Below are 12,251 nucleotides of genomic sequence, written 5' to 3'. Positions count from 1 at the left end.
AATATAAATAATCTAAAAAAAAGTGAGTCTTAGTTAAAAATTGTGCATTGTTATTTTATTTGATGTCTTTTACTGTTTAAGTATACAAATAAGTTTCAAATTGAAACTCTAAGGAAATACAAATGTCTACAACAATGACCAAACAAGAAATTGAAGCAAAACTGACTACCTTGGCTCAAGAAGATGAGTCATTCAAACAAGATTTAATCAACAATCCTAGAGTTGCTCTTGAACGAGCTGGATTGGATTTTCTTCCTGCTGACGTACAGATTATTGTTGCAGAAGACCATAATGAGCAAGAGTTATCTGACAATGAATTAGAAAATGTATCTGGAGGCAAAATATCACTAAATATTAGTCTTACAATTTCGTAGTGATGATTAACTAAACATCAAATATTTTGTATTATCCTTAAGTGAATTCTTCTCAAATTGATTAAGTATTGGCACATACTCAATATATATACTTGTAGTTTGTGTTATTAAGAGAAGATCCTTGCTTAAGGATTCCTATATATTCAATAAACTTTTAAAGTTAATATGACCAATAAATATTGGTAGATTAGGATTTTTTATGAAAAATTAAAAACATTATCTAACTACTGAATTGTGCTTTAGTGATAAAAATATTTTATTTTTCTAAGTGTATTTCCTGAGAATAGTTAATAACAACTAAACTTGTTTTGATAAAAAAATGTAAATGTTAAATCAGAAGCGCAGCCTATTTCGCAAAGAATCCTTAGAGCGTCTCTCTTCTCCTGAAAGACTTGACCAACTGATGCAGGTAGTCAGCCCCAGAAGTTGGCTACCTCTTGTGTCCTTGGGTTCGGTGGTGGGAGTAGCCGTTATCTGGAGTATTTACGGTCGCATCCCCATTACTGTCGAAGGTCAGGGTGTACTAATTTACCCCAGCAATGTTGTGCAACTGCAATCAAAAAGTGCTGGACAGTTAATGACTTTCAATATTAAAGTTGGGGATGTCGTCAAAAAGGGGCAAGTACTGGCGACAATTGACCAAGCTGAACTCCGCAAGCAATTGCAACAGCAACAAGCTAAATTAATGGAATTAGAATCGCAAGACCAGGCAGTTGGTTCGCTACAAGGGCAAAGACTGGAACAAGAAAAACGATCGCAACAACAACAAAGCCACTACCTCCAGCAACGTATAGTGGAACTAAGAGCCATAACGCCCCTTTTAAAAAACAAAGGCAATACCTCTATTGGACAGCAACGCCAAGGTTTAGAACAGCGTTTCAAGCAAGCCCAAGCTTTGAATGCTGTTTTACTCCAGAGAATGGAAATCCGCAAACAGCTATTCAAAAAAGAAGGGGCGATTTCTGGTGATGAAGCACTCACGGCTGAACAAGAATATTTGCAAAACCTGGAAAAAATCTCTGACATTCAAAATCAGTTGAAAGAACTCGATGTAAAAACGGCTCAAACTGAAAAAGATTACCGGGAAAACTTGAGTACGATTTCTGGCTTGCAAGCTCAGTTGAAAGAATTGGATAGTAAACAAGCTTCTGTGGCTCAACAAGACCTAGAAAATGTCACTACCCGAAAAAAAGAGATTCAAGAAGTTAAGCGACAAATTGCTCAATTAGCAGCGCAATTAGTCGATAACAGCCAAATTATTAGTCAATATAGCGGACGCATTTTAGAAATCACGCTGACACCAGGACAAGTTGTTAGCGCCGGAACTCGCCTCGCAACTATTGAGGCGGAAAATCCTAAAAGTAAGCTGGTTGGCGTTACCTATTTTCCTGTTGCTGATGGTAAGAAAATTCAGCCAGGGATGAAAATACAAATTACTCCTCAAACAGTGAAGCGGGAACGCTTTGGTGGCATTGTGGGTAATGTTACCAGCATCTCACGCTTTCCCATTACTAAAGAAGCAGCCGCTAATGAGGTGGGCAATTCAGAAGTGCTAGAAGGTTTACTATCTCAACAACAAGGACTAATACAAGTATTCTCTGACCTCGATTTAGATACCAACACACCTAGCGGCTACAAGTGGTCTTCCTCCATCGGGCCACACCTGAAAATTTCTTCGGGAACTACTACTGTTGTGCGAGTCAACGTGGAAGAACGCGCTCCTATCACTTTCGTTTTACCTATCTTGAGGTCGGTCAGTGGTATCTACTAAATCTACTTTAGTAACACCTTTTAATCCTTGGCAGTATTTACAAACATTACTGCCACGCCGAAGTATCCGGGTAAAAACACCTACGGTTTTGCAAATGGAAGCTGTGGAATGTGGTGCTGCGGCTTTGGGAATTATTCTGGGTTACTACGATCGCATTGTACCACTGCCACAACTGCGGCGAGATTGTGGAGTTTCGCGCGATGGCAGTAAAGCATCTAATATGCTCAAAGCTGCTAGAAGTTATGGACTAGAAGCTAAAGGGTTTAAGAAAGAACTCAAGCAACTGCAAGAATTGCGTCTTCCCTATATTGTTTTTTGGAACTTCAACCACTTCATTGTGGTAGAGGGATTTCGCAATGAGCGAGTTTATCTCAATGACCCCGCTACGGGGCCGCGTCATGTATCTCTACAGGAATTTGACGAGGGGTATACGGGAATAGTGCTGGTGATGGAACCAGGGGCGAAGTTTACTAAAGGTGGTCGTAAACCCAGTATGATTTTATCTCTGTGGTCACGGCTACAGGGTGCTGGAGATGCTTTAGTTTACTCTTTAGTTGCGGGATTTTTCTTAACGGTGGTTGGGTTGGTAGTACCCGTGTTTAGCCAGGTGTTTGTAGATGACATCTTGGTGCAGGGGCGACAATTATGGCTGCATCCTTTGCTTGTGGGTATGGCGATCGCTGCTATACTCCAAGGATCTCTAACATTACTACGGTTGCGCTATCTGCGCCGTCTAAAAATCAAACTGGGTGTAGGTATGTCCAGCCGTTTTCTCTGGCATATCCTGCGGCTACCTGTTAGCTTTTATGCTCAAAGATTTGCTGGAGAAATTAGTAACCGGACTACTCTTAATGACCAAGTTGCTGATGTTCTAGCAGGACGCTTGGCAACTACAATCATTGATACTTTCATGGTGGTTTTTTATGCCTTAGTCATGGTGCAATATGACTGGGTACTAACCTTGATGGTGGTCAGCTTTGCTGCTGTCAACGTCTTCACCTTGCAGTGGATTTCCCGACAACGGGTAGATGCTAATCAAAGATTGATACAAGAGTATGGTAAAGCGGCTGGGTTATCCATTGCTGCGCTTCAAAGTATCGAAACACTTAAGGCATCTGGGTTAGAGTCAGATTTCTTTTCACGGTGGTCGGGTTATTACACCAAAGCTCTCAATTCTCAGCAGGAATTAGGAGTAACAAACCAGACATTCTCTGTATTACCCACGCTCTTATCCGCTCTTTCTTCAATGTTTTTGTTGGTAGTTGGTGGCTTACGGGTAATGGATGGACATCTCAGCATCGGAATGCTTATCGCCTTTCAAGGTTTAATGTTAGGTTTCCAGGAACCTGTTAACAATCTCGTGAACTTTGGTACTACTCTCCAAGAACTAGAGGGGAATTTAATTCGCCTCGATGATGTGCTGGATAATCCCATTGGGGAGCAGGGGAGCAGGGGAGCAAGGCAAGCAGAGGAAGCAGGGGAAGTAAATTCTTCCTTGTCTCCCTCATCTCCTTATCTTCTTCCGAAATTGCAGGGGTATGTGGAGTTGCGGAATATCACTTTTGGTTATAGCCGTCTGGAAGCGCCATTAATTGAAAATTTTAACCTCACAATTAAGCCGGGACAGCGAGTAGCTTTGGTTGGTGGAAGCGGTTCTGGGAAATCTACTATTGCCAAACTGGTAAGCGGACTTTATGAATCTTGGGCGGGAGAAGTTTGCTTTGATGGTAAATCTAGAAATCAGATTCACCAACAATTGCTTACAAATTCTGTGGCAATGGTGGAGCAGGAAATTTTGCTCTTTGGCGGTACAGTTCGGGATAATTTGACCCTCTGGGATACTACTGTACCAGATAAAAACCTGATGCGGGCATGCCTTGATGCTGCGATCGCTGATGTAATTCTCTCTATGTCTGGAGGATTTGATGCTGAACTCATAGAAGGTGCTGCTAATTTAAGTGGCGGTCAGCGACAACGCTTAGAAATCGCTCGTGCTTTAGTGAATAATCCTTCGATACTCGTCATGGATGAAGCCACTAGCGCTTTAGATGCAGAAACAGAACAAATCATTGACCAAAATCTCCGCCGCCGGGGATGCACCTGCATAATTGTCGCTCACCGATTAAGCACAATCCGCGATTGCGATCAAATTATTGTTCTAGAACACGGAAAGGTTGTACAACAAGGCACTCACCAAGAATTGTGGCAAATTGACGGTGTATATTCGCGGTTAATTCGCACTGAAGGGGAAGCGGTGGAAAAATGAGGGGTTCGTATTGACGGATGAATCGACCTTTGAACTGGATGAATACCAAATTAGCTAAAGCTACATCTGTCTGAGTCTTTTTCTTCTCTACGAGAGAGACGCTGCACAAAGAATTTTAAATTTTGAATTGATTTCTCTCCACTCTAAAATGCTAATACACGGTCAGATTTACATAATTAATGGCAATGAACCGATTCTACTGAATGACCCATCTAGAGTTTGGGTGGTTCAGTCTGGCTCTATGGCTTTGTTTGCTGTCACACTCAAACATGATGTTATCGAAGGAACTCGCCGTTATTTATGCAGTATTAATCAAGGTGAAGCACTTTTCGGAACTGCTAATCAACAACATCAGATTTTAGCAGTTCCAATTGGAGAGACAGAATTACTACAAGTGCATCAAGAATGCTTTCGGGAGTTAGTAGCCAATGCAGATGCAATTGCTCTAGCTTGGATAGAAACTTGGCTGTTGCAACTTGGTGGTTTATTCTCCCAAGTGACTATGCCAAAAATTCAGGTGAAGGCTAAGAAACAAGTACGATTTTCCTTGAACAATAATCAGACTTTCCAACCAGAAGCAGGTGTCACCTGTTGGGTACAACTTCACCAAGGAACTGTCCGCTTTCTAGGGTTTGAGGAAGTCACCTTAACGACAACCACTGCAACTTTTCCCCTCACTAACAAAATGTGGTTGGAAGCCGTGGAGGGAGTTCAACTTACAACTAACACTACCAGCGAATTTCAAAATCCAGATACACTTCTGGCTGGATTATCTCAGTTACATAGTCAACTTTTGCAATGCATCAATATTATAGATGAACAAGAAGCACAAGCAGAACTAATCCGGTTGCACGATCGCCAACGCCTAAATCGTCAAGTCACGGCGGAAGCAATAGGAGAGTTAGTATCAACTTTGAATTCCCAAGACGGGGACTTTTTTTTAGAAGGAACTCCTTTACTGGTGGCGGCTGGTGCTGTAGGTAGAGCAATGGGGATAAAAATTCGTCCCCCATCTCGTTCAGAAAACCTCAAGCGGCTTAAGGAACCTTTAGAAGCAATTGTGCGAGCTTCACGCATTCGGATGCGGCGGGTGCTATTGCGAGATAACTGGTGGGAAAAGGATTCTGGCCCAATAATCGCCTACACCCAAGATAACCGCCCAGTCGCACTACTGCCGATGTCTGCAACTCGTTATGAAATTTTTGACCCGGTTGAACGTACCCGTATCAGAGTGGATGAACAGATAGCTGCAACCCTGGCTCCCGTTGCTTATATGTTTTATCGCTCTTTGCCGGATAAAGCACTCCAAGCTATTGATATATTCAAGTTCACACTTCAAGGACATAGCCAAAGTCTGTTGGCAATTGTATTTAGTGGCATTGCGGTGACTCTGCTAGGGATGATCACACCTTATGCTACGTCAATTATTATAGATAATGCAATCCCCGATAGCGATCGCGGCTTATTACTGCAAATCGGCTTAGGTTTGCTTGTTGCAGCTTTGGGTACAGCTTTATTTCAATTAGCACAGGGGTTTGCTCTGTTGCGGATGGAATCGGCTGGGGATGCTTCCACACAAGCTGGGGTCTGGGATCGGTTGCTAAACTTGCCAGTGTCCTTTTTCCGAGAATACACAACCGGGGATCTGCTCTCCCGAATCACATCGGTAAGTACAATTCGTCGCCAACTCAGTGGTAGGACTCTGATCAATTTGATTACCAGTTTGTTTGCACTGTTTTACTTGGGACAGTTATTTTATTACAACTACAAATTAGCTCTCATCGCCGTTGCAACTGCGGTAGTTGCGATCGCTTTCACCACACTCTCTGGTGTGCTGCTGTTAACCAAGGTGCGTCCGTTGCTCGAAATCCGGGGTAGTATTTTTGGCCAGACAGTACAGTTAATCAATGGCATTTCTAAACTACATATTGCTGGGGCACAAGAACGTGCATTTGCCGCTTGGAGTAAAAACTATACTCGACAAATTAAGCTAGAACTTAGTACACAACAGATTGAAGATGCTGTCGTGCTTTTCAATACAGTAATGCCTATACTAACTTCGGGAGTTCTTTTCTGGTTTACTATTAGGCTCCTGGAAAATCCTCCAACTTCAGGAGCTATTGAACTATCCCTTGGGACTTTCCTCGCTTTCAACGCAGCCTTTAGTAACTTTACTAAGGGAACCACAGACTTAAGCAATACAGTTACAGAAATCTTGCAAGTCATTCCCCAATGGCAACGCACCCAGCCTATTCTCTCGGCTATACCAGAAGTGGATCTGTGCAAAGCTGATCCTGGCAGGCTGATTGGTAATATTACTTTAGAACATATTACTTTTCGCTATCGCAGTGATGGGCCTCTAACGCTAGATGATGTGAGTATCTCTGCTGCTCCTGGGGAGTTTATTGCTTTAATAGGTGGTTCAGGTAGCGGGAAGTCAACTATTTTGAGATTACTACTGGGATTTGAAACTCCAATTGCAGGTAGCATCTACTATGATGGTCAAGACTTATCTGGGTTAGACGTGTATGCAGTACGCCGACAGTTAGGCGTTGTTTTACAAAATGGTCAGCTCAGTTCAGCTTCCATTTTCGAGAATATTGCAGGCGGCGCTCAGATTACTTTAGATGAAGCTTGGGAGGCGGCGCGAATGTCAGGATTTGCTGAGGATATCACCACCATGCCAATGCAAATGCATACTGTCGTGAGTGAAGGAGGCGGTAATCTTTCTGGAGGACAACGACAACGGTTGTTAATTGCCCGCGCTCTGGCATTAAAACCCCGCATTTTGTTATTCGATGAAGCGACAAGTGCCCTCGATAACAGAACCCAAGCGATTGTCAGTGAAAGTTTAGATAACTTACAAGTTACCAGAATTGCGATCGCTCACCGACTTAGTACCATTCGCAATGCTCACCGCATTTATGTACTCCAAGGAGGTCGGGTTGTACAACAAGGGACTTTTCAGGAACTAGCTGCTGTTGAGGGGCTATTTGCCCAGTTGATGGCTCGGCAAATGGCGTAACCCTCTTCCTATCACTCTACCCAAAGGAAAATAAGAAATCCTTGAATTCGTTGGTATCTGCGATAGCACTTTACATTCGATTCAGCAGCTTATCTCAATTCGTTTTTACTTTGTTTAAGTCCATGTTCACCCAGTTTCTTAAACCATATAAATTTCCAGCTTCCTCCTAGTCTCGAATCGCATTTGGGTGAAAGTTTCCCTACGTTGCGGTATCCCTATTACTGAAGAGGACTTACAACATCCTGGGGGCTTCTGGCATTGGGTTTTGCAGCATAATGTACCAGTCACAATTGTAGAAGGTGTCAAAAAAGCGGGAGCATTACTGACTGCTGGTTATGCAGCGATCGCTATCCCCTGTGTCAACGCTGGATACCGTACACCCCATGATGAGTACGGTACTACCATTGGTAAACCATCCCTGATTCCCGACTTGAAACATTTTGCAACACAAGGAAGACAGGTTAACATCGGCTTTCGGCTGTATCGCTCACTTGAACGAAATTCTCACCCAGTATGATTTAGTTATCGCTTCTCCAAGTTTTGAAACTGGAGTATCTATCGATATTCGAGGACATTTTGATGGTGTTTGGGGGATTTTCCAGGGATTGCAGCTGGTTAACTCCGTGCGTCAGATGTTGGCACGCCTCCGGGAAACTGTTGACCGTCACATTTGATAACCGCCTCCATTGAAGCGATGTTCCGCTTTTAATATATCTGCTAGCGATCGCAAAGGTGCTGAGAGTCCCTCATAAGCGGCAACAAGATTACTCCACTGGGTGTCACCACCGAAACTAGGGACATTAACTGCGCGTAAAATTGACGCTGCTGGTGGGTTGATCGCCGCCGTTACATCTGTGTGCCAAGGGCCGCCAGTGCGAAAACCATATTGCTTTTCATAGAGTCTACGGTCTACAGGTTTGATCTGGGGAAATCCCGGAACTGGTTCAGGCTCTCCCAGGGGATGGGCGAAAGTCACTTCGCCAAAACGAGATGTGAACTCGACCTGGGCAGCATGATCAATGTTCTGACCACGAAAGAACACAACTTTCCACTTCAATAGCGCTTTGCGAATTTCTTGGACTTGATCCTCAGAAAGAGAGCGGGAAAGGTCTACGCCACCGATTTCTGCACCGATGAAACCAGCTACCTGTTTAACTTCTATATGTTTGTAGCCCATTAGGATTCTCCAGAGTTTGATCTATCGGGAGGTGTTCACACTCGCCTATTTCCTTGGGAATTTTGCCGATACTCTGCTAGCAACATTCCCATGCTGGGAGCATAACTGAAACTATCATGCACTATTCCGATAAATTTATCGTAGTATGTAGTTGCTAAATAGTAATTTCCTAGGTTTTTACAAACCAATCCTCTTCTATAGTGATTCGATGCCAATGTGCAAAAGCCTTAGCTCAAACAGATCAGCAATGCCTGGGTAGTAAACTACGCGATTATTTGATAATTCTTAGTTAATCTAATTATTAGTAAACCATGATAAAATTTTCCTCATGAAAATTTGGCATAGACAACTAGGGGAAAGCATCAGTAATATCACGTACCACCATTTACCCGCCTTGCGCTGGCGTAACTTTCGCCTGTTTTTCGGGGGACAGTTACTGTCAATGTCTGGAACATTTATGACCCAGCAGTTAACTATTCCTTGGTTGGTATACGATTTGACTCAATCGCCTTGGTTGTTGGGAGTTGCAGGGTTTGTACAATTTTTACCTACGTTATTAGTGATTCCCTTTTCGGGCATATTGTCCGATCGCTGGAGTCGTCGTGACTTGTTAATGGTGGTGCAGATATTGGGAATTAGCGTTTCTCTGGCTTTAACAATTCTCACCTTTACCAATTGGATTACCTTTCCTATCCTCTTGGTACTGAGTGCTTTCAATGGTTTGCTCAAGGGATTAGATATGCCCGTGCGCCATACAATCGTCACCGAAACCGTAGGCGATCGCGCTGATTGGAGTAATGCGATCGCCTTGAATTCAGTAATGTTAAGTTCCTCTCTCGTCGTGGGGCCTGCTATGGGCGGGATTTTGATTGCTACACTAGGGGTAAAATATTGTTTTCTTTACGATACCCTCAGCTATATTCCTGCCATATTTACCTTGCTAGCGATGCGGCTGCCAGCCAGACAGATGCAACCCCTTACGGGCATTAGCGATACTTTGGAGAAATTGCGGGAGGGCTTTGAATATGTCTGGAAATTCCAGCCAATTAGAGTAATTTTATTAATGCTAGCGTTACATGGTTTCGTCGGGATGTCTCATGTCGCGCTCATGCCTGTTTTTGCAGCAAAGATTCTCAATGGGAACGCAACAACAATGGCTCACCTCAGCACTTCAGCACCGATTGGCTCGTTGTTTGCTTGTTTGTATCTGAGTGTCAGACGAGGGATTGTAGGCTTAGAGCGTTTGATTGTAGTCGCTCAAGTTTTGATTGGGATGAGTTTGATATTCTTTTCACTCTCGCGTCAAGTTTGGCTATCTATAATTATTCTGGTATTTGTAGGCTGCTTTTCTATCCTCAACATTACCAGTAGTAATATGATTATTCAAACCTTAGTTACCGAGGATAAGCGCGGACGGGTAATGAGTTTTTACGCCCTAGCAATGGTGGGTACAATGCCCTTTGGAAATTTGTTAGCTGGGACTTTGGCAGATAATTTTGGTGCGACTAATGCCTTGATTGTCTGTGGTAGTCTGATTATTTTAGGTGCGTTCTGGTTCTCTGCACAATTGCCAGCAGTAAGCCGTTGGATTGCTCGGTGAACAAGTCGCTTCTCTTTGTACAACAAAGCAGATATTTGGAAAACAAGCATCTTCCACCACACCTTAAAAGTGTAGTGGAAGACGATCAATTACATCAACTTGGCAGAAGAGGGGTATAGCTCAATACAGTTCAGTTAAGTATTTCTTCCTCCTCCTCCTTTGCGTTCTTTGCGTCCTTTGCGGTTCGTTAAAAAATTGAATTTGACAAAGAGTTAAGCCTTAACTAAACCGTATTGACTTATAGCTGATAGCTGATTTTTTCATCCCAAGGAGCAGGTTTGCTAAGTTGCTCCCATATAGGACTATACAAGGCTTCATGTAGTTCGCGTGCTAGTACCACCAAACCTGCATAGCCAGCATAAGCATGGTGACGTTCATGGTTAATGTCTAAAAAAGGAATTCCCGTTTTGAGTGCTGTATATTTATTGCCAGTCCCAGTAATCAATATATCAGCTTTTGTTTGGTGTAATACCTTTAATAAAGCCTGGGGAGTTGTATCAGACAAAAGCATTGCATCTGCACCAAGATATTGTTTAATTTTAGCTTTCTCCTCTTCTGTTGTTTTGCCATCTGTAGCTGCAATAACTTCCATTCCCAAATCTTGGGCTGCTAAAATAAGCGACCAACTTTTCACACCACCAGTAGAAAGAATAATCCGCTTGCCTTTTAAATCAGCAAGGTAAGGAGCTAAAGCAATATCTAGAGCAGCATTTTCTTGAGCAATTAACTTTTCTGTACGTTCTTGCAGTTCATAGGCAATAACACTATCTCCCAAGGATATACTTAATTTGGTTGGAACATTTCGCAAGCAATCGTTTAAGTTGGTAGCACCATAGAAGGATTCTTCAATATAAGGAATTCCATAGCATTCCGCCATAGTTTGCGCCATTTGTATAGCTACATTTGAGCAAAGCACTACATTTAATTTGGCGCGATGAGCATAGCAAACTTCTTGATAACGAGCATCACCTGTAATTTTAGAAAGAACGCGAATCCCCATTTTTTGGAATAATGGTAAGATATTCCACGTTTCCCCGGCAACATTATAGTCACCAACAATATTAATATCGAATGGTGTAGTAAATTCCGGTTCGGCTGTACCAATGACAGCATTCAATAAAGTTTCATTACCGATGCGATTCCCTAAATTTTTACTACCAAGAAATCCAGGCGCATTTACATAGATGACTGGGATATTAACTTGTTGTGTAGCAAATTGGCAAACACTATCAATATCATCACCAATCAAAGCAGACAGGCAAGTAGCATAAACAAAAATAGCGGCAGGATGATAGCGTTGAGCAACAGCCACAATCGCTTTGTACAGTTTCTTTTCTCCACCAAAAACGATATTACCTTCACTAAAGTCAGTAGTAAAAGCAGTTTGGTATAATTGTGAGCCTGATGATAGGCTGCCATGAGTTGCCCAAGGATTGTGAGTACAAGAAACAGCACCATGTACTAAATGAACAGCATCAGTAATAGCTCCGACAGAAACCATCGCTCCATCAAAAGGGCAATTTCCTTGGGTTGAACCTGGTTGTGGTGGTTTTGTGCAAGTGAGTTTTTTCTGACCAGTAAATTTTTTCTGGTTAGATTTGCAAGGTGTTTCACTAAGTAGTTCGTTAATTGTTACTTGAGTGTTTTTCATGCTTTTCCTCGTGCTAAAAATAAATACAAAACAGCCAAAAATGAGGAGTTAAGAGTATTATTTTTTCTCTATCTCCTATTTTCTTACTTACCAATTTTGCTGCCTAGTCTCCACTCGTCTTTATAGATGCTGGTAGACAAAGTTTATTGAGACTGATTTCTGAGAAATTACAAAAAACAGCAATTGATGCACTAGCATTTCAGATAAAACAAGCAACTCCTCTGATGCATCCTGTCTTTTTAGAAAGGCTTGTTATGGCAGCCCTCGCATGAGTTACACCTTCGCCTGTAGCCCCTCACCGCAACGAGATGTAACTCACTCAGACGATAAACACTATAATTTTTTTTGCTAGTGTTAGCTTATCTAAATATTAGTATAGCTAATAAT

General features: G+C 42.4%; 9 protein-coding genes. 7 read left to right on the top strand and 2 right to left on the bottom strand.

The features are described from left to right. Positions 1–122: 122 nt before the first annotated feature. From GNF10_RS30385 to GNF10_RS30360, 6 genes are all read left to right on the top strand, one after another. A complete protein-coding gene (locus tag GNF10_RS30385; protein WP_185607326.1) occupies positions 123–374 on the top strand; it encodes a bacteriocin in 252 nt (83 codons plus the stop codon). A gap of 325 nt (positions 375–699) precedes the next feature. Beyond that, positions 700–2,145 (top strand): NHLP bacteriocin system secretion protein, encoded by a 1,446-nt coding sequence (locus GNF10_RS30380; protein ID WP_185585770.1) that lies wholly within the window; start codon positions 700–702, stop codon positions 2,143–2,145. Beyond that, positions 2,132–4,411 carry an NHLP family bacteriocin export ABC transporter peptidase/permease/ATPase subunit gene (locus GNF10_RS30375; protein WP_185585769.1) on the top strand — a complete coding sequence of 760 codons (2,280 nt, stop codon included), beginning with the start codon at positions 2,132–2,134 and terminating at the stop codon, positions 4,409–4,411. Before GNF10_RS30380 ends, GNF10_RS30375 begins: the two co-directional genes overlap by 14 nt. 148 nt (positions 4,412–4,559) lie before the next feature. Continuing rightward, positions 4,560–7,436 (top strand): NHLP bacteriocin export ABC transporter permease/ATPase subunit, encoded by a 2,877-nt coding sequence (locus tag GNF10_RS30370; protein ID WP_185585768.1) that lies wholly within the window; start codon positions 4,560–4,562, stop codon positions 7,434–7,436. Positions 7,437–7,623: 187 nt separating this feature from the next. Then, the gene (locus GNF10_RS30365) at positions 7,624–7,953 is read left to right on the top strand and encodes a DUF3854 domain-containing protein (protein WP_311774240.1); all 330 of its coding nucleotides are present in this window, start codon (positions 7,624–7,626) and stop codon (positions 7,951–7,953) included. Beyond that, the gene (locus tag GNF10_RS30360) at positions 7,928–8,110 is read left to right on the top strand and encodes a hypothetical protein (protein WP_185585767.1); all 183 of its coding nucleotides are present in this window, start codon (positions 7,928–7,930) and stop codon (positions 8,108–8,110) included. Before GNF10_RS30365 ends, GNF10_RS30360 begins: the two co-directional genes overlap by 26 nt. Here GNF10_RS30360 and GNF10_RS30355 read toward each other — a convergent pair. Continuing rightward, on the bottom strand, positions 8,101–8,613 hold the full coding sequence (locus tag GNF10_RS30355) for a TauD/TfdA family dioxygenase (RefSeq protein ID WP_260446044.1): 513 nt from the start codon (positions 8,611–8,613) through the stop codon (positions 8,101–8,103). The two genes, GNF10_RS30360 and GNF10_RS30355, sit on opposite strands and share 10 nt — an antisense overlap. Before the next feature lie 328 nt (positions 8,614–8,941). Between GNF10_RS30355 and GNF10_RS30350 the strand changes: the two genes are divergently transcribed. Then, the gene (locus GNF10_RS30350; RefSeq protein ID WP_185585766.1) at positions 8,942–10,213 is read left to right on the top strand and encodes an MFS transporter; all 1,272 of its coding nucleotides are present in this window, start codon (positions 8,942–8,944) and stop codon (positions 10,211–10,213) included. 238 nt (positions 10,214–10,451) lie between these two features. On the opposite strand, the gene nifE is transcribed toward GNF10_RS30350, so the two are convergent. Then, positions 10,452–11,864 (bottom strand): nitrogenase iron-molybdenum cofactor biosynthesis protein NifE, encoded by a 1,413-nt coding sequence (gene nifE / locus GNF10_RS30345; protein ID WP_185585765.1) that lies wholly within the window; start codon positions 11,862–11,864, stop codon positions 10,452–10,454. Positions 11,865–12,251 lie beyond the last annotated feature (387 nt).

This window comes from Nostoc sp. UCD121 (assembly GCF_014222285.1).
GTDB lineage: Bacteria > Cyanobacteriota > Cyanobacteriia > Cyanobacteriales > Nostocaceae > Nostoc.
This window is presented reverse-complemented; position numbering and strand designations above follow the sequence as displayed.

Excerpts from the sequence above, each read along its gene's own strand:
- GNF10_RS30385 (WP_185607326.1), top strand. The coding sequence starts at position 123 with ATGTCTACAACAATGACCAAACAAGAAATTGAAGCAAAACTGACTACC.
- GNF10_RS30355 (WP_260446044.1), bottom strand. The coding sequence starts at position 8,613 with ATGGGCTACAAACATATAGAAGTTAAACAGGTAGCTGGTTTCATCGGT.
- GNF10_RS30380 (WP_185585770.1), top strand. The coding sequence starts at position 700 with ATGTTAAATCAGAAGCGCAGCCTATTTCGCAAAGAATCCTTAGAGCGT.
- nifE (WP_185585765.1), bottom strand. The coding sequence starts at position 11,864 with ATGAAAAACACTCAAGTAACAATTAACGAACTACTTAGTGAAACACCT.
- GNF10_RS30350 (WP_185585766.1), top strand. The coding sequence starts at position 8,942 with ATGAAAATTTGGCATAGACAACTAGGGGAAAGCATCAGTAATATCACG.
- GNF10_RS30370 (WP_185585768.1), top strand. The coding sequence starts at position 4,560 with ATGCTAATACACGGTCAGATTTACATAATTAATGGCAATGAACCGATT.